The organism is Metabacillus sp. Hm71 (genome assembly GCF_051842955.2).
GTDB lineage: Bacteria > Bacillota > Bacilli > Bacillales > Bacillaceae > Metabacillus.
The window spans coordinates 5091883-5115299 of record NZ_CM200278.1; the positions used below are offsets into that span (position 1 = coordinate 5091883).

Annotated in this window: 21 protein-coding genes; 4 read left to right on the top strand and 17 right to left on the bottom strand. The window is 38.9% G+C overall.

The window, feature by feature from the left end:
• Window positions 1-61 precede the first annotated feature (61 nt).
• Entirely contained in the window at window positions 62-1501 is a 1440-nt protein-coding gene (locus ACSVDH_RS25050) for an aldehyde dehydrogenase family protein (protein ID WP_439252733.1), read from the bottom strand.
• Window positions 1502-1980: 479 nt separating this feature from the next.
• Here ACSVDH_RS25050 and ACSVDH_RS25055 point away from each other — a divergent pair, with 479 nt between their 5' ends.
• Window positions 1981-3327: a hypothetical protein gene (locus ACSVDH_RS25055; RefSeq protein ID WP_439252732.1), complete on the top strand. Its 1347-nt coding sequence runs from the start codon at window positions 1981-1983 to the stop codon at window positions 3325-3327.
• A 127-nt stretch (window positions 3328-3454) separates the two neighbouring features.
• Window positions 3455-4003 (top strand): shikimate kinase, encoded by a 549-nt coding sequence (locus ACSVDH_RS25060; RefSeq protein ID WP_299092364.1) that lies wholly within the window; start codon window positions 3455-3457, stop codon window positions 4001-4003.
• A 178-nt stretch (window positions 4004-4181) separates the two neighbouring features.
• Here ACSVDH_RS25060 and ACSVDH_RS25065 read toward each other — a convergent pair whose 3' ends face one another.
• The 12 genes from ACSVDH_RS25065 to ACSVDH_RS25120 all read right to left on the bottom strand — a co-directional run bounded on the left by ACSVDH_RS25065 (window position 4182) and on the right by ACSVDH_RS25120 (window position 19372).
• Window positions 4182-5219, bottom strand: coding sequence for a LacI family DNA-binding transcriptional regulator (locus ACSVDH_RS25065; protein WP_439252731.1), 1038 nt, complete (start codon window positions 5217-5219; stop codon window positions 4182-4184).
• Window positions 5220-5564: 345 nt separating this feature from the next.
• Window positions 5565-6857, bottom strand: coding sequence for a phosphopyruvate hydratase (gene eno, locus ACSVDH_RS25070; RefSeq protein ID WP_299092362.1), 1293 nt, complete (start codon window positions 6855-6857; stop codon window positions 5565-5567).
• 133 nt (window positions 6858-6990) lie between these two features.
• Complete coding sequence (gene gpmI / locus ACSVDH_RS25075) at window positions 6991-8526, bottom strand: 2,3-bisphosphoglycerate-independent phosphoglycerate mutase (RefSeq protein WP_439252730.1); 1536 nt, start codon at window positions 8524-8526, stop codon at window positions 6991-6993.
• Window positions 8519-9280 (bottom strand): triose-phosphate isomerase, encoded by a 762-nt coding sequence (tpiA, locus tag ACSVDH_RS25080; RefSeq protein WP_439252729.1) that lies wholly within the window; start codon window positions 9278-9280, stop codon window positions 8519-8521. Before tpiA ends, gpmI begins: the two co-directional genes overlap by 8 nt.
• 98 nt (window positions 9281-9378) lie before the next feature.
• The gene (locus ACSVDH_RS25085) at window positions 9379-10563 is read right to left on the bottom strand and encodes a phosphoglycerate kinase (RefSeq protein ID WP_439252727.1); all 1185 of its coding nucleotides are present in this window, start codon (window positions 10561-10563) and stop codon (window positions 9379-9381) included.
• A gap of 273 nt (window positions 10564-10836) precedes the next feature.
• Complete coding sequence (gene gap, locus ACSVDH_RS25090) at window positions 10837-11844, bottom strand: type I glyceraldehyde-3-phosphate dehydrogenase (RefSeq protein ID WP_299092356.1); 1008 nt, start codon at window positions 11842-11844, stop codon at window positions 10837-10839.
• 110 nt (window positions 11845-11954) lie between these two features.
• Window positions 11955-12974 carry a sugar-binding transcriptional regulator gene (locus ACSVDH_RS25095; protein WP_299092401.1) on the bottom strand — a complete coding sequence of 340 codons (1020 nt, stop codon included), beginning with the start codon at window positions 12972-12974 and terminating at the stop codon, window positions 11955-11957.
• A 143-nt stretch (window positions 12975-13117) separates the two neighbouring features.
• A complete protein-coding gene (locus tag ACSVDH_RS25100) occupies window positions 13118-13351 on the bottom strand; it encodes a glutaredoxin family protein (RefSeq protein ID WP_439252725.1) in 234 nt (77 codons plus the stop codon).
• A 147-nt stretch (window positions 13352-13498) separates the two neighbouring features.
• On the bottom strand, window positions 13499-14788 hold the full coding sequence (gene rpoN, locus ACSVDH_RS25105) for an RNA polymerase factor sigma-54 (protein WP_439252724.1): 1290 nt from the start codon (window positions 14786-14788) through the stop codon (window positions 13499-13501).
• A gap of 647 nt (window positions 14789-15435) precedes the next feature.
• A complete protein-coding gene (locus ACSVDH_RS25110) occupies window positions 15436-18168 on the bottom strand; it encodes an EAL domain-containing protein (RefSeq protein WP_439252722.1) in 2733 nt (910 codons plus the stop codon).
• Between the two features lie 803 nt (window positions 18169-18971).
• Window positions 18972-19127 carry a hypothetical protein gene (locus ACSVDH_RS25115; RefSeq protein WP_439252721.1) on the bottom strand — a complete coding sequence of 52 codons (156 nt, stop codon included), beginning with the start codon at window positions 19125-19127 and terminating at the stop codon, window positions 18972-18974.
• Between the two features lie 65 nt (window positions 19128-19192).
• Entirely contained in the window at window positions 19193-19372 is a 180-nt protein-coding gene (locus tag ACSVDH_RS25120; protein ID WP_439252720.1) for a hypothetical protein, read from the bottom strand.
• Between the two features lie 152 nt (window positions 19373-19524).
• Here ACSVDH_RS25120 and relB point away from each other — a divergent pair, with 152 nt between their 5' ends.
• Window positions 19525-19740 (top strand): type II toxin-antitoxin system RelB family anti-toxin, encoded by a 216-nt coding sequence (gene relB, locus ACSVDH_RS25125; protein ID WP_439252718.1) that lies wholly within the window; start codon window positions 19525-19527, stop codon window positions 19738-19740.
• Window positions 19741-19768: 28 nt separating this feature from the next.
• On the opposite strand, the gene ACSVDH_RS25130 is transcribed toward relB, so the two are convergent.
• Window positions 19769-19897 (bottom strand): hypothetical protein, encoded by a 129-nt coding sequence (locus ACSVDH_RS25130; RefSeq protein WP_518617441.1) that lies wholly within the window; start codon window positions 19895-19897, stop codon window positions 19769-19771.
• A gap of 1 nt (window position 19898) precedes the next feature.
• The gene (locus ACSVDH_RS25135; protein WP_518617442.1) at window positions 19899-20339 is read right to left on the bottom strand and encodes a hypothetical protein; all 441 of its coding nucleotides are present in this window, start codon (window positions 20337-20339) and stop codon (window positions 19899-19901) included.
• Window positions 20340-20598: 259 nt separating this feature from the next.
• Between ACSVDH_RS25135 and ACSVDH_RS25140 the strand changes: the two genes are divergently transcribed.
• Window positions 20599-20820: a helix-turn-helix transcriptional regulator gene (locus tag ACSVDH_RS25140; RefSeq protein ID WP_439252716.1), complete on the top strand. Its 222-nt coding sequence runs from the start codon at window positions 20599-20601 to the stop codon at window positions 20818-20820.
• 29 nt (window positions 20821-20849) lie between these two features.
• On the opposite strand, the gene ACSVDH_RS25145 is transcribed toward ACSVDH_RS25140, so the two are convergent.
• On the bottom strand, window positions 20850-21179 hold the full coding sequence (locus ACSVDH_RS25145; RefSeq protein WP_439252715.1) for a YolD-like family protein: 330 nt from the start codon (window positions 21177-21179) through the stop codon (window positions 20850-20852).
• Between the two features lie 96 nt (window positions 21180-21275).
• Window positions 21276-23312 (bottom strand): phage tail protein, encoded by a 2037-nt coding sequence (locus ACSVDH_RS25150; protein ID WP_439252713.1) that lies wholly within the window; start codon window positions 23310-23312, stop codon window positions 21276-21278.
• Window positions 23313-23417 lie beyond the last annotated feature (105 nt).

Here is a 23417-nt window from a genome sequence, read left to right on the forward strand (position 1 = left end):
TTTCACCACCAGTTCACTACTTTCTTAACTCTTTTTTCGCTAACGTTTCATTTATCTGTAATCACTTATTTACAGGGATATGTAATACAATCATCTTAGTTTCAGTCATATCCTCAATCGCATAGCGGGGGCCCTCACGACCAATACCACTGTTTTTGACGCCGCCATATGGCCAGTGATCCAATCTATAATTAGATGTTCCATTTATTACTACCCCGCCAACTTCAAGTGAGTGTGCTACTTTGTATGCTAAATCCATTTGATTTGTAAAAAGCCCTGCTTGAAGTCCAAATGATGAATCATTTGTTTCTTCTATCGCCTCATCAATCGTTTCATAAGGGATAATGCTGACAATAGGCCCGAAGACTTCTTCACACACGACTTTACTTGTTTTTGGCGGATTGAATAACACGGTAGGTTCTACTGTTGCTCCATATTGTTTTCCTCCACAGATTAATTCCGCTCCCAAACCAACTGCTTCATCGATCCATTCCATCACACGGTTTGCTGCATTTTTATCAACTAGACAACCTACATCAGAATCCGGCTGCAGGGGATCTCCAACTTTAAGCTTTGACACTTCTTGTTTTAGAAGTTCAGTGAACTTCGGAACGACTGATTGATGAACATAGATTCTTTGTACCGAAATACAGCTTTGCCCGGAATTACTATATCCAGTTCTCGCACACATAGCTGCAGCTCGGTCTAAATCAGCATCCTCATGAACGATTGTTGAAGCGTTTCCACCTAACTCAAGAAGTACTTTTTTCATACCGGCAAGTTCACAAATATTTCTGCTGGCCACTACTCCGCCTGTAAATGAAATAATGTTTACACGGTCATCTTTTACAATTTGCTGACCTGCTTCGACACCGCCTAAGACCATATTTACTGCATTTTCAGGAAACCCTGCTTTAAACAATAATTTTAAAAGTTCTGTAGCGATTAAAGCAGTTTGTGGAGCTGGCTTTAAAATCACGCTATTACCAGCGGCAAATGCAGGGCCAACTTTATGACAAACTAAGTTTAATGGAGCATTGAACGGCGTAATAGCTGCGACTAAGCCGACTGGTACCCGGAACGTTGAAGCAATCGCCTGTGTTCCCCGCTCAGATGCGTCTCCAGGTAATGTTTCACCTATTAATCTTTTCGCTTCTTCACCAGACAGTTCCAATGTTTCAATTGAACGTGACACCTCATCAAGCGTATTTTTTAAAGGTTTTCCCAATTCTCTAGAAATCAGGTTTGCAAATCTTTCTTTCTCATCTTCTAATAAGCTTGCAGCTTTCTTTAAAATCTTCGCTCTTTGATGTGAAGGAATGCTTGCAATCTGCTTTTTCGCTTTATAAGCTGCTGCCAGAGCATTTTCTACATCTTCATTTGTTGCAAAAAATTGTTCGCCTATTACTTCCTGTGAATATGGACTGATGATAGGAGCACTCTTACCGCTGGAAGAAATCCATTCACCGTTAATATAAGGTTGTGCGATGTTTACACTCATGTTTTCCACCTGCTTTTCATTTTTATTGAGATCCCCACATGACAATTTTCTTTTTATTAGATCGATCTAATTGTTGGCTGAAATAAATAGTACATGCTATGTACTATAGTTTAATAGTTTATTAGATCGATCTAATTATTCAAAATAAATAATAACGTATTACAACTTGAACATTTTCGGCTACTTCATGAGGGCTTGCCTTCTTTGCCGTCTAACAAAATTCAATATTTATTAGATCGATCTAATAAAGCGGATTATCAAAATGAAAATGCTTACTGTAAACGTTATCAACATCTTACAATATAAACAAATACCTTGCAATACCCTTTTTTTAATATTCTTACTAGTTCGATTTATTAAAATTGTTTTCCTCTAGACGATATGAGAAGATTTTGTTAGTATTCATCTAATATTTATTGCCTATTTAATAAAGTAAATGCTGTTATTAGATCGATCTAATTGAAAGGAGCAAATTTGAATTGACTATTTTTATTTATACACTTCTTATCATCTTATATATCGTCTCAAGATTTTTCACAGATCTTTTTTTCAGCTATTGTATAGGTATTCTTGCAGTAGTTACACTATTCCTTTCATTATTCCGCGCGAAAGGTTTATATTTAATATCTGGTATTTGCTTTCTTGCCATCGGCATTCTATTGTTTCTAACAGGTGATCGTCCTTGGTATGCTTTCTTATTACACTTCGAATCTATGCTGGGAGTTCTTTCATTATTTTTAGTTCTACCTTTTATCAACTCTATTATTCGTGTTGGCCGGTACGATATTAATCTCGGTCTCTTATTAAAAAATGAAGTAGATCGCTTGAGTAAACTATATAAACGAAGCTTCCTGGTTACTCATTTTCTTGGTTTATTTTTAAATATAGCAACTCTTCCGCTATTGAAAAAATCATTAGATCGAACATTGTCCCAGCTGCCAAAAATAATGGCAAATAGATACTACACCCAAAATATATTACGCAGCTATGCTTTATGTCTAACATGGAGTCCGATGGAAGTTATGGTCAGTACATCCATTGATTTAACCAACAAAGAATATTATCAAATATTTCCATTTATGTTTTCAATTGCCATCATCACAATCCTTTCAGATTGGATGCTCTCATATTTCAAGTATCGGAATGTTCCTTTAGTTATCGAAAACAGCTCAGAAATTTCATATAAAAAGGTTTATAGAAAAATAGTTGAAATGCTATTCATGCTGTTTCTCTTTATCGTTTCCGTTTCCTTATTACAAAAGGTGATTGATAGAGGCTTTCTTTTTGCAGTTGTACTTTTGATTATTCCAATTTCAATTGTTTGGGCACTATATATCCGTAAAATACGAAGATATTTTTCGATTACCATTCCCCATTGGAAAGAACGAACAAAGGGTTTATCTAACTACTTTTTTATGTTTTTAAGTGCAGGATTATTTGTTGAAATGCTTTCACTTTCAGGACATCTTACGTTTTTACAATCAGCATTCCGTTCAATCACTGATCAAACATTCGTTTTATTTTTAATGGTTGGGGGATATTTTTTATTTACCTCATTTATAGGGTTTCATCCACTCGTATCACTGACACTCCTAGCAGAATTATTGAAACCTATTTTACCTGAGGTATCAACGATTTCCTTTACAATTGTATTAATATCTTGCAGTTTAGCAACTGTCATGTACAGTCCTTTTAATTTATCTGTTTCGATCCTTTCAGACGAATTAAAAATAAATCCATACAGATTAGGTTTATGGAATATCGTTTTTGCTATTTTCTATATGCTATTAAATATTTTTATTGCTTTTTCGCTAAACTCGATATGATAAAAGTCTTTTTACAAAATCGGAATTTTATACTATAATTTTAAGTGTCATTTTTCGAAACATTATAATTATTTCGTATATACTATGGAATGATAAACATTAAAAATAAATGAAAGAGGCTCACTAAATGATAAACAATAAAATGTCTCTTAGAGAAAAAAGTATCGTTTTTATAGGGTTCATGGGAGTTGGTAAAACCACTATTGGTGAACTAGTCGCAAAAAAACTATACAGAGATTTTGTTGATATAGATAAGGAAATTGAAAAGGAATATAATATGCCTACTTCAGAAATTTTCAAAACTGTAGGTGAAAAAGTGTTTCGGGAAAAGGAAAAAAGCATTATTAACCACTTTTCTAAGCAAAGATTGAAAATCATCTCAGTAGGTGGCGGCGCTTTTTTACAAGAGGAGATCCGGAAGATTTGCTTATCAAATTGTATTGTATTTTTTCTAGACTTATCCTGGGAATCCTGGAAAGAAAGAATCAGTTTAATCATTGACAGCCGCCCAATTTTACAAGGCAGAACATTGGAGGAAATAGAAGAGCTTTTTTATAAAAGGCAAGAAATCTACTCTTTACATCATTCAAAAGTCGAAACAGACAATCTTGATATCGAATCTGTTGCTGATTTTATTGTTGATTCACTAAAAACAGCATGGGAGCTTTATGATTAAGAAAAGCGCAAGCGCCTTGATCAGCCTAGGGCAAATAAGACTCTCATGAATAGAAGGCGTTCTTTGCCTTCAATTCATGAGTGGCTAGACCCTAGAGGGGCTAGGCGCTGGAGCTAGACACTAAAATTATGTTAAAATTTTATACTTCTTACCTAAAGCTTGTAAAGGAATTTTTCCTTCACAAGCTTTTTTCTTTTGTGACCAATGAAGATTCACGGACAACAAGCTCTGGACTTAGGATAATACGTTCGTTTTCGCGATCAAATTCCAGAATTCTTTTATGAAGAAGCTCTGCAGCATTGGAACCAATTTGACGAGCAAAAGACGACACGGTTGTTAAGGGAGGATTTGCTACTCTTGATTCTGGTATATTATCAAATCCAACAACAGCAATATCTTTTCCAGGGATTAAACCTGAATTTCTCATACCAAGCATAACGCCAAAAGCTACTAAATCACTAAAACTAAAGATGGCTGTCGGAGGATAATCAAGTTGTAAAACCTTCTCCACCGCTTCCATCCCGCCTTCTCTTGTTGGAGCTGAGTCGATAATTAAGGTTGGATCGATTTCTAAACCTGCTTGTTGGAATGCCCTGCTGTAACCCTCCATTCTGTGCTTCCAAGTAGAGGATTCAGAACGACCTCCTAGAAAGGCAATTCTATGGTGGCCTTTCTTAATAAGGTGACTGACAGCCATTTGTGCCCCGCTTACATAATCAACACCTACATAATCGCAGTTTGTATCAGATAGTTCTCTAACAGCATGCACAATTGGTATATCCAATTGTTTGATTCGATCAATTGTTTCCTTAGAAGTGCCTGAAACAGGACACAGTATAACTCCTCCAACTCTATGTTCAAGCATTGTAGAAAGAAGTTTATCCTGCTTTACATCTGAGTCAAAAGTGGTGCCAAGCAGAACGGTATACCCTTTCTTCTCTAATGCTTGATGGACACCTATCAATAATTCTGAAAAGAATGTATTAGCGATATCTGTAATAATGATTCCTACTGTGGAAGAACGCTGTGAGCGCAAATTAGCCGCAACACGGTCGTAAACATAACCAAGTTCACGCATTGATGCTAACACTTTTTTTCGAGTTTTTTCTGATATATTTGGACTATTTCTAACGATAAGTGAAGCGGTAGCACGAGATACACCTGCATGTTCAGCTACTTGCTGCAAGGTAACACGAGGACGTTTTTCTCGTTTCATAGTAAAAAATCACCTGCTAACTGCAAAATTCATCTACTTCTTTCACTTTTAGATTTTTCAATTTCTTGCGCCTTAAATCGATTAAAACAAATCAAAAGCGACACCATTGCAACTAATTGCCTGCTAATTTTATGTTTTGTAAGTTATATTATATGTACGATTTAAGCCACCTGTCAAATGAAAGCAAGTACTCATGTAATGAAATAGTCTTCTCAATTAGCAAATAATTATTAAGAAAAGCGCAAGGCGCCTGGAACGCAAGCTATGTTAAGAAAATATATAAATTCTGGTATTACAAAAAAGGAACCACCCTTTTCACCAGGCAGTTCCTTTATCGTTCTTTCCTTATTTCTTTAAGTTGTAGAATGTTTTAATTCCATCATACTTCGCAGCATCTTGAAGTTGATCTTCGATGCGAAGAAGCTGGTTGTATTTTGCAACACGGTCTGTACGTGATGGAGCACCAGTTTTGATTTGACCAGCGTTTGTTGCAACCGCAATGTCAGCGATTGTGCTGTCTTCAGTTTCACCAGAACGGTGAGAAACAACAGCTGTATAGCCTGCACGTTTTGCCATTTCGATTGCTTCGAAAGTTTCAGTTAATGTACCGATTTGGTTAACTTTGATAAGGATTGAGTTGCCGATTCCTTTTTCAATACCTTCAGCAAGCTTTTTCGTGTTTGTAACAAATAAATCGTCACCAACTAGTTGTACACGGCCGCCAAGGCGCTCAGTTAATAATTTGTGACCTTCCCAGTCATTTTCATCTAAACCGTCTTCGATTGAGATGATTGGGTATTTAGAGCACATCTCTTCGTACCAATCAACCATTTCTTCAGATGTTTTCACAACACCTTCACCTGAAAGATGGTATTTGCCGTCTTCTTTATTGTAGAACTCAGAAGAAGCAGCATCCATAGCTAACATAACTTGTTCGCCTGGTTTGTAGCCAGCTTTTTCGATTGCTTCGATGATTGTTTGAAGTGCTTCTTCGTTTGAACCAAGGTTTGGCGCGAATCCACCTTCATCACCTACTGCAGTGTTAAGGCCTTTGCCTTTAAGAACTGATTTTAAGCTGTGGAAGATTTCAGCTCCCATGCGAAGTGCTTCACGGAAGTTTTCAGCACCTACTGGCATAACCATGAATTCTTGGATGTCAACGTTGTTATCAGCGTGCTCTCCGCCGTTAACAATGTTCATCATTGGAACTGGTAATGTTTTAGCGTTGAATCCGCCAAGGTATTGGTATAAAGGCACTTGAAGGTAGTCAGCAGCAGCACGGGCAACAGCCATCGATACGCCAAGGATTGCGTTCGCACCTAATTTACCTTTGTTTTCTGTTCCATCTAATTCGATTAAGGCTTGGTCAATTGCAACTTGTTCAGTTACTTCAAAACCAAGTAATTCTGGAGCGATTAATTCATTAACGTTTTTAACAGCTGTTAAAACGCCTTTTCCTAAATAACGCTCTTTGTCACCATCACGAAGCTCAACTGCTTCATATTCACCTGTTGAAGCACCGCTTGGTACTAATGCGCGACCGAACGCACCTGATTCAGTGTGTACTTCTACTTCAACTGTTGGGTTACCGCGAGAGTCTAATACTTCACGAGCATATACGTCTACAATGTATGGCATTTTATTCGTCTCCTTTTCAATAAGAAATTTATTGTTTGAATTGCTCCTGCCCTGTACTCATTTTTCATTTTGATGTCAGAGTTCAGAGGCCGGATTAGATACAATCGGCGATTACCGATTGTTTTTTTAAACATTATTTTTGAATTAGTGAAGTTCCTGTCATTTCGGCTGGTTTTTCAACTTTTAGTAGATCCAGCATTGTTGGTGCCAGATCTCCCAGGATTCCGCCTTCACGGAGGGTAATGCCGTTTTCTGTTACGATAACTGGAACTGGGTTTGTTGTATGAGCAGTCATCGGATTACCTTCTAATGTCACAACCTCATCAGAATTTCCATGGTCAGCTGTAATAATCGCTTTACCGCCTTTTGCGATGATCGCGTCAACAACTTTTCCTAAACACTCATCAACTGTTTCAATTGCTTTAATTGTCGGCTCAAGCATGCCGGAATGTCCAACCATATCCGGGTTGGCATAGTTTAAGATGATTGCATCAAATTTGTCAGCCTCAATTTCGGCAAGCAACGCGTCCGTCACTTCATATGCACTCATTTCAGGCTTTAGATCATAAGTTGCAACCTTTGGTGAATCAATTAAAATTCGTTCTTCACCAGGAAACTTCTCTTCACGTCCACCGCTCATAAAGAAGGTAACATGAGGATATTTTTCTGTTTCCGCAATGCGAAGCTGTGTTAAATTGTTTTGCGATAAAACCTCACCAATTGTATTATCTAGGTTTGTTGGCTTGAATGCAACATATCCGTCAACTGTTTCACTAAAATGTGTTAAGCAAACAAAGTGCAAGTGCTTTGGATGCTTTTCACCGCGATCAAATGAACGGAAATCTTCATTTGTGAACGTATTTGAGATTTGAATCGCACGGTCAGGACGGAAATTATAGAAAATAACCGCATCGTTGTCTTTAATTGTTGCAACTGGTGAACCGTCCTCTTTTGTGATCACAGATGGAAGCACGAACTCATCAAAGATTCCGTTATTATATGAATCTTCAATACATTGCATTGGTGTGCTGTAGGTTGGTCCTTCTCCGTACACCATGGCACGGTAGGATTTTTCAACACGGTCCCAACGCTTATCACGGTCCATTGAGTAGTAACGTCCAGATAATGTCGCAATTTCCCCAACACCGTATTCTGTGATTTTTTCTTGTAATTCATTCAAGTATGTTTTGGCTGTTTGCGGACCAACATCACGTCCATCAAGGAAGCCATGAATATACACATTTTTAACGCCTTCTTTAGCGGCAAGTCTTAAAAGCGCATATAGATGGTGAATATGGCTGTGAACACCGCCATCAGATAAAAGGCCGAAAAGATGCAAATTCGTTCCATTTTGCTTGACATGGTTAAGTGCAGCGGTGAACGTTTCATTTTTTTCAAATTCACCCTCACGAATCGCTACATTTACACGTGTTAAGCTTTGATAAACAATACGACCCGCACCAATATTTAAATGACCAACTTCAGAATTACCCATTTGTCCTTCAGGAAGACCAACAGCTTCTCCTGAAGCAGTTAAAGTAGCATGCGGGTACTGGTTCCAGAAACGGTCGAAGTTTGGCTTTTTAGCTTGTGCTACTGCATTTCCTTTTGTTTCTTCACGGCAAGCAAAACCGTCAAGAATAATTAATGCAACAGGGGCTTTACTCATTGTTACTTGCCTCCAAAAGCTGAAGGAAGGATTGTGGTTCAAGGCTTGCTCCGCCTACTAAAGCACCATCAATATCTGATTGTGCCATATATTCTTTAATATTCTCAGGCTTTACGCTGCCGCCATATTGAATACGAACTGCTTGTGCAGCATCTTGTGAAAATTGCTCTGCCACCACTTGGCGGATATGAGCACAAACTTCGTTTGCATCTTGAGCAGATGAAGATTTTCCTGTACCAATTGCCCAGATCGGCTCATAGGCGATAACTGTTTGTTTTACTTGGTCATCTGTTAAGCCTTCTAAAGCTTTTTTCACTTGGTCGCCAACAAGATCATTTGTTTTGCCAGCTTCACGCTCTTCCAACGTTTCACCACAGCAAACAATTGGTGTTAAACCATGCTTGAATGCAGCTAACGTCTTTTTGTTAACTGTTTCATCTGTTTCAGCAAACATTTCTCTTCTTTCAGAGTGACCTAAGATCACGTAGCTTACACCTAAATCTTTAAGTGCAACAGGACTAACTTCACCAGTAAATGCTCCGCTTTCTTCAAAGTGCATGTTTTGTGCACCTACTTTTAGTTCACTGCCTTCAGTCAAGCCAACAAGGCTTTCTAAAAATAGAGCTGGAGCACAAACTACTGAGTCAACTTTTTCTGCGTTAGGTACTAAACCTTTTACTTCCTCCACAAAGCTTCTCGCCTCAGAGGAAACCTTATTCATTTTCCAGTTACCTGCGATAATTGGTTTTCTCATGTTTTACACCGTCCTTATGGCATTCGAAAATGAGCAAAAAAGGAATCAAGATGTCGCGACAAATCTTGAGCGTATTTCACAACTATTTCCGAATGTTTTTATTTATCGTTTAAAGCTACAACACCTGGAAGCTCTTTACCTTCCATAAATTCAAGAGAAGCTCCGCCGCCTGTAGAAATATGGCTCATTTTATCAGCCAAGTCAAACTTTTCGACAGCAGCAGCCGAATCTCCTCCTCCAATGACCGAATATGTATCATTTGCTTCTGCAAGTGCTTCGGCAACAGCTTTCGTTCCACCTGCAAATGCATCTAATTCAAATACACCCATTGGTCCGTTCCAAATAACTAATTTGGATTTTTTAATAACATCCGCATAAATTTCACGTGTTTTCGGACCAGCATCAAGACCTTCCCAATCGCTTGGAATGCTGTCGATTGCAACGATTTGAGTGTTTGCGTCATTTGAGAAATCATCTGCTACAACAACATCTACCGGCATATAGAAATTAACGCCTTTTTCTTTCGCTTGATCAAGGAAAGATTTTGCTAAATCAACTTTATCTTCTTCTAAAAGTGACTTACCAACATCATGACCTAACGCTTTAATAAATGTATAAGCCAATCCACCGCCGATGAGTAAGTTGTCTACTTTATCAAGTAAGTTTTGAATAACACCGATTTTATCTTTAACCTTCGCACCACCGATGATAGCTGTGAATGGACGATCAGGGTTTGATAGAGCTTTACCTAATACTTCAAGCTCTTTTTCCATTAAGAAGCCGGCAACAGCTGGAATATGCTTTGCAATACCTTCAGTTGATGCATGGGCACGGTGTGCTGCACCAAATGCGTCATTTACATAAACATCAGCTAATTCAGCAAAAGCCTTCGCTAATTCTGGATCATTCTTTTCTTCGCCAGGATAGAAGCGTACATTTTCTAATAATAAAACGCCGCCTTCTTCTAATTTAGCAATTTCAGCTTTCACTGTTTCACCGTAAGCTTCATCTGTTTTAACAACATTTTTGCCAAATAGCTCTTGAAGTCTTTCAGCAACTGCATTCAAGCGAAGTTCTTCCACTACTTGTCCTTTTGGACGGCCTAAATGGCTTGCCAATACAACCTTTGCCCCTTGCTCAGTAAGGTACTGAATCGTTGGCAAAGCAGCGCGGATCCGTGTGTCATCTGTAACTTGTCCATCCTTCATCGGTACATTGAAATCAACGCGACAAAAGACGACTTTCCCTTTAACATCAATGTCTTTAACTGACTTCTTGTTCATGAAAAGCCCTCCTAATCTGAAATGCGAAAGCGCCTTGCTAAGCTCCGACAAGCATAAGACAAGCCTGCAGGAATGGCGTTTTTTGCCATTCAGGCAGGATTGGCTTATGACTCGAGGAGCTAGGCGCTGCAGCTAGACACCAAAACTTCGCAAAAGCTTCAATGTCAAAACTCACTCTCAAAACAACAAAAGGAAAGGGGATGAACCCCTTTCCCCGTTTATGATTATACCCTTATTTAGTTCATTCTTAAAACAAGAATTTCTTCTTAAGGATTATAGACCTTTAGATGCGATGTAATCAGCAAGATCAACTACACGGTTAGAGTAACCAGTTTCGTTATCATACCAAGAGATAACTTTTACCATTTTACCTTCCATAACCATTGTAGATAATGCATCGATTGTAGAAGAGTTTGTGTTGCCATTGTAGTCGCCAGATACTAGTGGCTCTTCGCTGTAACCAAGAACTCCTTGAAGATCGCCTTCTGCTGCTTCTTTAAGAGCTGCATTTACTTCTTCAACTGTTACTTCTTGATTTAACTCAGCAACTAAGTCAACTAAAGAAACGTTTGGAGTTGGAACACGAACTGCTCCACCGTTTAATTTACCTTTTAATTCAGGTAATACTAGAGATACCGCTTTAGCTGCACCAGTTGAAGTTGGAATCATGTTTTCAGCTGCTGCACGAGCACGACGGTAGTCTTTGTGTGGTAAATCTAAGATTTGTTGGTCATTAGTGTATGAGTGAATAGTTGTCATCATACCGCGGTTGATACCGAATTTATCATTTAAAACTTTAGCAAATGGAGCTAAACAGTTAGTAGTACAAGAAGCGTTAGAGATTACATCGTGGCTAGCTGCATCGTATTTGTCTTCGTTAACACCCATAACGATTGTAATGTCTTCATCGCTTGCTGGAGCAGAAATGATAACTTTTTTAGCGCCTGCTTCTAAATGTTTCGCAGCGTCAGCACGTTTTGTAAAGAAACCAGTAGATTCAACAACGATTTCAACGCCTTGCTGGCCCCAAGATAATTTCGCTGGGTCACGCTCAGCTGTTACTTCGATTGTTTTTCCGTCAACAACAAGGTTATTACCGTCAACAGAAACTTCAGCATCTAATTTTCCGTGTACAGAATCATATTTTAAAAGATGAGCTAACATGTTAGCATCTGTTAAATCGTTAACAGCAACTACGTCAACGTTAGGATTTTTTAAAGCTGCACGGAATACATTACGACCAATACGACCAAAACCATTAATACCGATTTTTACTGCCATGATAAATTTCCTCCTTTAATTATGTTCAAGGCTTAAACCTTTGAACGTTAAATACAAAATTAGTTGTTTGATCCCTTAATAAGGAATAAAACATATATAATTAGGGATAATTAATCCCTTATTAACTCATTTGCGGCACCTTCATCTGTAACAAGAACAGAATCTAACCCTTGTTTCATATAGGCTTTTATTGCCTTTGCTTTAGATGCACCGCCGGCAACTGCGATAACATCCGGCACTTCACCAACGTCATCAAGCTGAATCCCCACCGTTTGCACCTTATGTACAATTTCACCCTCTTGATCAAAATAATAGCCAAACGCTTCTGCAACAGCATTTCCGTTTATGATTTTCAGCATATCCTTTTCCGAAGTTCTCCGGCGCTCTGCCATTGTCTTAGCGTCTCCTATTCCATGTATGACCATACTTGGGGATTTCATTGTCGTAAGAAGCTCTTTGATTGAGGGTTCCTCAATAATCGATTGGTAAGCTTCCTTGCTTAGCTGGTCTGGGACATGCAAAAGCCGATAATTTCCGCTAGCACGTTCAGCCATCTTTGCACAGATTGTGTTTGCTTGATTCTCCACTGTCTCTCCCAGCCCGCCTCGTGCAGGGACAAAAAGAATTTCACGATTTTTACTGTCAGGAGTCATCATTTCCGCAACAGCGGCTAGTGTGGTTCCTCCTGTAACAGCGACGATATTATTCCCGTCCAATCGTTTTTTTATACATGATACACATGCTCTTCCCATTTCTTTTTTAACCCATGGGGATTGATCACTATCTCCAGAAACGACGATCACTTTATTAAGATTAAATTTCTCCTTTAAGGTATTTTCCAAAAGAGATAATCCTAAAACATCCTTCATCATTTCTTCGAGATCCGACAAAAGAGATTTTCCTTCCTTTGTTAAGCTCATACCTGAAGTGTGAATATCAACCAAATTCTGATCTTTCAGAAATTGAACTTCATTTCTAAGTATTCGTTCACTTAACCCAAGGCTAGTTGAGAGACTTCTGCGTCCAATCGGCTGCATTAATCGAATGTATTGCAGAACTTGATAGCGTTTTTGCATAACCTCTAAAAGGTCAGGCAATAATTTTTTTTGTACTTCTATTAATGATTTCATTTGCTATCCCTTTCTGAGTCGAACTGGACCAATATCGTCCCGCTATGACTTATTATGTCCCACTCACTCAAAAAAAAATCTCCCTGCTACAATTTCATTTTAACAGGGTAAAATCGGAGTTTCAAGAATTGTTTCTTAAAGTTTTAAAGTAAGCGTTTTCTAATTGCATCTTTTTCCAATATTCCATATGAGACAACCTCATCATCAATTTTCACGACCGGAATCATAATTTGATAAAGCTCTAATAACCGATCATCCTGATAAATGTCCACAATCTCATATTCAAATGGAAGATCTTTTTGAATGTCCTTTAAAATCGCAAGGCCCTTATCACATAATGAGCAATTTTCTTTTGAGTAAAAAATGACCTTTTTCATGTTAACTCCTAGCCTTTCTCAAATTATGTAATGTTTATGGCTTTGTATAACTTGCAAGCTTGTTGTCTGTTTCCTTCGCTCACTGATATATTGGTCCGGGAGCCCCAACAACTATGCACCTGCAAGGTCTCCCCTTTTCCCGCCAAGCTAATACTGTCTTCTTATTGCAGATGTAGGAATATTCAGCTGTTCGCGGTATTTTGTAACCGTTCTTCTTGAAATAGTTATACCATACCTCGTTTTTAGCTCATTTGCAATTTTTTGATCTGAAAAAGGCTTCTTTTTATCTTCAGATTGAATTAATTCTTGGAGCTTCATTTTGACAGATGCAGTTGAAATTTCTCCATTGTCTTCATCAAGCTTATTGGAAAAGAATGATTTCATGCTTAGTAGCCCTTGTGGGGTTTGAACAAATTTATCCTTGATTGTTCTACTGACTGTCGATTCGTGAATTTCTAAAATATCTGCTACATCTTTAAGCGTTAACGGCTTAAGGACCGTTTTACCGTGAACGAAAAATTCCCTCTGTTTTTGGGCAATGACCTTCATCACATTCATCATGGTTTCTTTTCGTTGCTCGATTGCTCGTTGCAGCCATTTCCCTTGTGATAGTTTTTTAGAATAATAATCTTTCGTTTCTGAATCCAATACCGAATTAGATGGTTCTAAGGGCTCACTGACAATTAATTGTGGAAGAAGTTCATCATTAAAGATAATCTGCAGCTTGTTATTTGCCCTTTTCACAATAATATCAGGTGTCACATACCCTTCTTCATCACTTTCATATTTCAACCCCGGCCGCGGCTCAAGCTTTTTAATTTCATCCTGTATTTCTTGGATGTCACTGATCGAAATATTTATCTTCTTTGCGAGGTCTTTCCATGATTTTTCTGCAAACGAACGGAAATGATCAGAAATAATCGTTTCAGCAAGCGTGTTCCTGACCGGCAATCGCCTTAGCTGCAATAAAATGCATTCTTGCAAAGAACGGGCCCCAACACCTGCTGGCTCCAGGCTTTGGAGAAAATACAGCTTGCTTTCTAACAATTCTTCCTGAACATTTAATACTTTTGCCAGGTCAGCAAGATCATCCTTTATATACCCATTTGCATCAAGCGCGTCAATTAATAAATCAAGACAAGCACGTTCGGTCTTATCCAACGAAAAATCAATTAGCTGATTACGCAGATGGTCTCGTAAACTCGTTTTCTCTTTAAAGGTATTTTCAATAAAGGATTGTTTATCAGATTTGGCACTTTGCTTCCGAAAACGCGAGCTATAGGTTTCCTTCACTTCAATGAGGGGATTTTCCATTGTAAGTTCCTGGACATAAGAAAGGAGATCAGCAGAGGAATACTGCAATAGAGTAATAGCTTGCTGCAGTTCTTGAGTCATCTTTAGTTTTAACGTTTGTTCTTGAATTAACCCAATTTTCATTTTAACTCCTCCTATAACTACATTTTACTCAAAATTATGAAAAAACGTACTTCGTTAAGCGTGATCGCCTTGATCAGCAGCATACTAAGAAATGTGCAAGGCGCCCGCCTATCGGTGACAAGCATAAGGCGAATAGGAATAGAAGGTGTTCTTTACCTTCAATTCCTATTTGACTTATGACCTCGAGCCGATGGCGCCTGGAGCTAGACACCAAAACTAGGTACAAAAAGTTAAACTTTCTTAAACTTGGACAAAAGACCCAGGCATTTGAGCTAAAAAGTAAAACGCTTACAATTTGCTAAAGCTAAATAACAGCTTTCTAAGCTAATCTAACTACCCATCATTAATTATCCTACTACATGCTTATGTTTTTGTCATAAAAAAATGCTGAAATTAGAAGAATTATCGCTAAAACGAGTATAATTTTTAGTCTGGCTCTTCTTAAAATTTCTTGAATTGTTACATTGCTATAAAGGAATGTTAAATAAAAGAAACAGTCGGTTTGCCGATTGCTTCAAAGTGCAAAAATTGTTTGAAATCATAATAATTTAATCGCATCAAAGTTTACGCAAACATCCTAAAATAACAGGGCTGCCAAAAGGTGGTTCAGCCCCGCTATTTACTTCTCTTTGTCTAGTCGTTTAGCTTTATTGTCCAAAAAATGAATCAATGATCTCTTCAAATAAGCTTGCCGGGACAGGCTTACTAAAGTAATAACCTTGACCTTCATTACAAAGATGTTGCTGAAGAAATTCAAGATGTTCCCTATTTTCTATTCCTTCTGCAACCACGTTTAAATTTAAGTTATGGGCCATGGAAATAATCGTTTTTACAATCGTTTCATCGTGATAATTATTGTGAAGCTCTTGAACAAAAGACTGATCGATTTTTAACGTATTAACAGGGAACCGTTTTAAATAATTCAACGAGCTGAATCCTGTTCCAAAATCATCGATGCTAATTCTGACGCCCAGGCATTTTAATTCCCGTAACGTAGTGATGGCCCGTTCAATATCTGCTGTCATGCTTTCTGTTATTTCAAGCTCTAAATACTGCGGTTCCAGTCCTGTTCTCTTGAGAATATCTGCAATAGCATCAACAAGATTTGCCCTGGAGAATTGACGTGCTGATAAATTAACAGATATGATAAATCCTGAAAAACCTTTCTTATGCCATTCCTTCGCCTGGATGCAAGCAGTATACATGGCCCATTCACCAATGAAAAGAATTTGCCCTGTTTCCTCTGCTATTGGAATAAATTTCTCAGGCGGAATCATTCCCCATTTTGGATGGTTCCAGCGTATTAAAGCCTCGGCGCCAATAATGCGGCCTGTTTTAAGATTAACCCTTGGCTGATAATGCAAAACGAGTTGTTTTTTATCGATCGCTTTATGCAATTCCATTTCCAGTTGCAAAGAATTATAGCTGCTGTCTTCCTTTATCAATGAATAAAATTTATATGTTTTCTTACCGGCCGACTTTGCCTGGTACATCGCAAAATCGGCATGTTTGATAACTGTCTCCACAGTATCGCCATCATCAGGATATAAGCTGATTCCAATACTTGGAGAAGTAAAAACATCATATTGATTTATTTTATGCGGCACTGATAAAACTTGAATCATTCGTTCGGCCACTTTAGCTGCCTCATCACGATCGGCATCCTCCAAAATCACGATAAATTCATCTCCGCCCTGACGGAAAATTTTATCCTTTGCTTTTACAGAACCTCGCAATCGTTTCGCTACCTCTTTTAATAAAAGATCGCCCATCGCATGCCCCAATGTATCATTAATTACTTTAAAACGATCAAGGTCAATAAATAAAATGGCTTTTTTAACCTCTTTGTTTCCTTCATGTTCCAAACAAGTTGAGAGATATTTTTCAAGCATATTTCTGCTAGGTAAATCTGTTAAATAATCGTGGTATGCCAAATGTTGAATCATATCCTGAGCTTTCTTTTGTTTAGTTATATCCTTCGCAATTCCATAGATTCCAACAATCTCCCCATCAATGATAATCGGGATACTTGTTACATTTAAATGAACGTGATTTCCTGATTTAGTAACAATAGTGACATCTATTGTTTCCGTGCTCCCCTTTGCCGCTTTTTCAAAAGCAACACATGCGTTATGGAGATCATCTGGGTGAATCAGGTCCATAAATGTCATCTGAATCAGTTCTGAATTTGTATAACCGGATAATTGCTCACTTGCTTTATTGGCATTTGTAAATTGTCCTTTTAAATTGAAGGAATAAACAGGGTCACTGTTATATTCAAAGAGTGACTTGTATCGCTGTTCGTTAATTTTTAATTTCTCTTGGAGCGCTTTTTGTCTTGTAATATCCTTGATAATCCCATATACACCAACGATTTTTCTATTAATAATGATCGGGACATTCGTAATACTTACATCAATGGGCTGTCCATTCTTATGAACGAAAACACTTTCATAATTCGTTGCTGTCCCTTTTGAGGCTATCAAAAAGTGCTTTTTTGTTTTTTCTAGATATTCAGGTTTGATCATTTTCTCAAAGTGATTATTTAACCAATCATCTGTCTTATACCCAGTTATTTTTTCTAAAGCTTTGTTAATTGATAAAATCACACCATCCTGACTAAGGGTGGCAACAATATCCGGATTTTGTTCAAAAAGCGATTGATAATTTTGTTCAGTCTGTACCAGTTTTAATGTCTGTTTAGAGAGCTTGCGATCAATGACAGAAATGAACAGAAAAATAAGAAAGATCAAAAGGCCGCCCATCGATAATCCAATGGATAGGTAGACATAATGGTGATCAATCATCCCTACCATCGAAAGATAATGCAAGCAAATGATATTCATCCCATAAAGAAGCCCGCCAAATAGTTTTATTTTCAGCTGACTTCTCCTATCCCTTAACATCAATTTCACAATGAAGTAAGGTGCAATAAACGCCAGCAGCATTTTAGCAAACACAATAAATATATCGTCATCTATCTGTCCAATAAGTGCTTCCATACCAATGTATTGAAAGATAAAAAAGCTTCCCCCTAGAGAGATGCTTGCTAATAGAGATGGCTGGTTATGATATTTAGTTTTGGTATACGTCAGCAAAGTCAAAAAGATAAGGATTGTTACTAATAGCAATGAAAGAAGCATCAATGATAAGTCAAATTCATGAAATGGAAAATACGACAGCATTCCTAGAAATTGAGCTGTCCAAACTCCAAGTCCAATGGCAATAGTGCCATACATAATCCAAAATGCATTCTTTCGACCCTCTGAACTTTTGATGCGGTTAAGAATCTCAAAACAAGTATAAAAAGAAAAGATAGCGATAAAAAATGATGCAAAGACAAGCACCAGATTAAAACTATGAAAATTCTGATATATCAAGTTCATCACACCTCATTATGTGTCAAAAGGATAACCTGAAAAGATAATTATAGCTTCTCCTATAATCTGTTAATAACAAATAGTAATAAAGGATTTTTCTTAACTTTTATGATATTAGTATCATACAGATTGTTCCTTTAAGCGACAAGCTTTTTGAAACGTCAGATTGATGGTAGATAATTAGATAAAAAAGAGGCATCCAATTTATTTTGCATATTCCAAATTTTGCATTGAAAAGGTCTTTTATAGAAACTTTTAATAAAAATTATCGTAGTACTAATAAATCTGAATTTAATTTGAGGTGTAAAAAATGTTTCGAGAAGAACCTAATTGTTCAACATGTGGCAGGGCAATCAAAGATGATGGGCTTGTTTATGTAAAATTGCATTGCGTTACCCAAAACGGCGGGGTATGACTGAAATAAAAGCCTATTTAAAAAATGAAGGAAGATTTATTTGTGAAGAATGTTTCCAAAATAAAAATAGCAAGAGTTGAGCTAATCTCAACCCTTGCTATTTACGACGCGCTCGGAGGGATTCGAACCCCCGGCAGACGTGGTACCGGAAACCCTATGGCGCGTTTTATATGTTAAAAAGTGCGATAATCTTCTCGTATCATTGGCACAAACTGATCGGGAACCTACACGAAAACTTTATCGATGATGTGAACCCTATTTCGTTTAGTGCTACTATATTTCACATTATAACGGTTCAATCAATTTGCAGCAAATTATTTTCGGACATATTTCGCAATCAGATGTCCCTTTGCACGTTAATCAATAGTTAATTGCGTCAGAATCGTCTTCAGCGACACAGATCATCGCAAGATCCCTGATCCAGCTGCTGCATGAATTCCTTGAATTCTGTGACGACATCGGCTGGCGCACCGTCCCGCAGCTGCCAATTCCCAGGCGTAAAGATTACCCATTCATCGAACCATTCCGGCTTCATGGCATCCATTAGATCACCATCCTTGCGACCATTATATAATAAAATACGCCAGGAAACGTCCCGGCGATGATTTTTTATGCTGACAACATTTCTTGCGGAAGATTGCCATTAATGTCTATTAAATTTAGCAGCTTGATCACTTCTGGATTATGTAGAAGTTCCGAAACTTCGCCTTTGAACGGAATTTCGAAGCAGCTGTGCTGATCTTCGATAACTATTGTTTTTGTTTCGTTGTCGATATAAATTTTCTTCATTGTAATTTCCCCCTATTTTTGAAAATATACCCTTTATTCGACATTTTATAATTGCAAGCGTATAAAGTAAAGGAATATTTTTCATTATTCGAATCTTTTTATTTCGCCAAACGTATAAAAATAATATATTAGTACATACGGAGGGGATACATATGAATAAAAAAATAGAATTTCACATAAGGGAAAGAATGCATGAACGAAACATTACACAAATGGAACTCGCAGAAATGACTGGCATTAGACAGCCATCGATATCGCGCTGGGTACGTGGCGAAGTCACAAGAATCGAAGTTTCGCATCTATTAAAGATAGCAGCTGCGCTTGGCATCAGTGATATAAACGAACTTATAACGATAGTAGAAGAATAAAGCGCCAAAATGGCGCCTTTTTAATTTATTAAAACATAACCGCAAGGAAGACAACGATCGCGGCACCTAGCAGAAGATCCTTTTCTGCATCAGTCAGCCAGACGTCTTTCACTAAATACGAATTATAGCTGCCTTTTACCTTTACGACCTTAATCATTCTATCCGATCTTGATCGTGATTCCTCCTTGATTTCTGATTGCGATTCTTTCGGCAGGAACCGACCCTGGGAATCGCGCTGCCGATCCGACACGTCCAGATTGATCTTCTTTGCTGGATCCTGTTGTCCTTGAATCTTTTCTAGCAGCATTTTCAGCTGATCCCGTTCTTCTATTGATAACATTGACGTCCTTCCCTCCCCTTTCTTTCGATTGACCATTTCCCAGCCACAGCCCATGTTCATCGCTGCCCCACAGCGCAGGAGGAAGGGGGACGTCTTTCTTCTTATAGTCTCGCAGCAGTTTGTTGAATTCTGCGGAATGTGCAGCTGAAAACAGCGCCGCACGAATGATTTGATTTCGATCCAGGTTTGTTGCATGGAATAAACTGTTCACATAGTCACAATACACATCAGCATATCGAACAGTCGGACGATAAACCATTATTTTTCTGAACCTCCTTTTGCAATAACTTCAAGCAGCTTGCGTCCTTCCTCCGACAAATAGACGTCCTTCTTCTTAATCAGTATTTTCGCCAGTTCTTGTGTCATTTTCACGACCTCCTTAATGTTTGAACGTCTTGTTTTGACGTCTTACTTGAATCTATTCCTTGTTGCTTGTCCAACATTACCATTTTTTGCGCAAGTTTAACTTTTGTTAAAAATGGACATCCTGTGTGATAAAAAGCGAAGGTTGTGATAATATGTTCGGATTAGGTAAAAAGCGAAGCAAGTTCGGAAAATGGATAGATAAAAAGGGGATAAAACAAACTGATCTCGCAAAGCATGCGAATGTAGCTGATATGACGATATCACGCATTTGTAACGATCCAGATTATCGTCCAAAGATATCGACAGCTGCGAAGATCAAGAAAGCAGTGAAGCAGCTGGGACATGATGTGCCGCGCGACTTTTTCGATATGTAAAAAAGAAGCCGCAGCATTCAGCCACGGCTTCAATCGATAACATTCAGTTTTATAATTTCGTCGAACTTCAGTCGGATCGTACTTTCTTTGTTAACTATGCGCAATTCTTTCGTGATTGGATCAATGTAATGTACATAACCACACAGAACTTCAGTGAAGCCATCACACCAGGTTGTAATCTCGATTTCCAGGCGATGTTCCATCGAATAGCATATCTTGCTTTCCATTACTTCAATTTCATGTTCATCTAATATCGGCTTGGATTCTTTGTTAAAATCGCGCCAGGCTTCCTTCATTAGTTTTACGTGCTCCGGCAGCATCAGCGATGTCCATTTTTTCGTCCCTCTGTCTCTAATCATTGCGATCACCCCTGCGCTTATTATATGCGAACAAACGTTCCGTATACAACAAAAAAATAAGCGCCGCAGGATTAATTCCCACGACGCCCGTTTTGTTTATCGAATGCCCTTTGAGCGCTTTTTTCCAGCTTCTTTGCGCTTCAGTTCGTCTTCCATCGGATCAACCAGCTGCCTTGCGACAGTTCTACTGTCCATGTTTATGACGACTTCTATCGGATTACGATTCGAACTACTGCTGCTTGCTGCCAGCCCGCTGATGATCGCAGATGTGATTGATTCTGCGTTCAAGCTTTGCGATGATCTTGCTGGACGGCGGATCCCTTCCGGATCTATAGATGGAACAGCTGCTGCTGCGATTTTATTCGTAGCTTTGCCGACTGATTTGATCATGTCCATCATACCGACTGCGAATCCTTCAGTAGTAAATCCGCCCAGTTCCATTAGAACCCGGCTTGGTGAATGGATCCCCAGAAGTTTCTTGACGCCTTCTGGAATACTGCTTGCGATGTTGCTGACCTGTTTTGCGACTGCGCCTGCCATATTAGCAATTCCATCGATTAGTCCCTGGATGATGTCTTTTCCGATTTCGAATAAATCGATATCTTCGAAGAATCCGATGATTCCATCCATGATGTCTGTTGCGATTCCTTCGATGGCTGTCCAAGCTGATTCCCAGTCACCTTCCAGCAGTGCCATTCCGACTTCTATGATACCTAAGATGACATCGATCGCAGTGTCTATGATATTACTGATAAACGCCCACGCGATTTCGACTATTCCCTGAATGATCGGGAACACGACCTGGAATACGCCCTTGATGAACTGCATTCCTGCGTCGATCGCCGTTCCGATGTACTTCATGAACTTGTCAACGCCAGCCATCACCGTAGTTCCGTGCTTATCCCACCATGCGCTGATCTTGTCCAACTGTTCTCCGACGAACGCAGTGACCGCAGACATGACGGATTTAGTCACACTCTGAATGAAGCTGACTGCTGTGTTCCATCCTGTCTTGATTCCGTCCCAGATCTCACCAACAGCATCCCGGAACCATGCGAATCGATTATACAGATACCATATCGCAGCGACTACAGCCACGATTCCTGCTGCCACGACAGCTGCTGTTCCTGCCACTGCTGCGAATCCCGTCACGAATGGCGCAATGATTGTCCAGGCTGCGAACAATGCAGCTTTTAATCCTCCGAACAAGCCGATCCCGACTGCAAGCGGACTAAGTATCAACATTAGTGCGCTGAATAGATACATGAAGGACTGGATCATCTTCGCCAGCACCGGATGTGCTTCGTTGAACTTGTTGATCATTTCGCCGATCTTTGTCGCAAACTGGATCACTGGTTCCAGTATTGTTCCTATGACTTCAGCCAGTGGATCGAATACCGTCGCCCAGGTTGATTTCATGTTATCGGTTAAAGGCGCCAGTGCGTCATTCACTGCATATGCCCGATCGATGATCTTTGCTGTTGCGATTCCGAACACAACAGCTGAAGCCACTGCTACTGCACCCATTCGCAAGATTCCCTGATTGATCAATCGAACATGATCCTGCAAGTCTTTTAAACTAGCGTTAGATCCCAGCTGCTGAATCGCAAGGACTGCTGGATTCCCACTCTTTGCGACTTTTTCCAGGCTGCCCGATATATTCAACAGACCATTATTGACTGTGTATAACGGATTCCCCATGCGTTCAAAGTTCGCCGCGATCTTTTCTGATTGTGTAGATCTCGCAAGAATATCGCCGACAGATTCATAGAATGACATTTTATAGATCTCATTTTGCGCGACCATCTGATCCGTGATCTTCTTGTTCTTTTTGCCCAGCGCTTCGATCTGGTTGATGAATTCGCCAGTTTTTCCGAGATATTGATCCGCATTTTTCGTTAATTGCAAATATCCATGAGCCACTTCGATCTGTGCGTCTTTAAAGGATCTCATTGTTTCCTTCGAAGAACTAAATGCCTCATAGATTTCCCTAGACATCGCTTCTGTTTTCGATGTTACTTGTCCCAGCGCAGAAGATGTCACTGCTGACATCGTAGCTGTCGCTTTTTCCATATCCTTCATCGGCTTAGTAAATCGATCCAGCGCTTCTATTGCGAAGCTAATATCCGACATTCATTTTCACCTTACTTTCGTAGAATTTTGCTGCTCGTTTGCGGTTTAATTTGAATGTCGGATTTTTACTTTTTATTAAACGTGCTTTCGCGCACGTTCCAGATA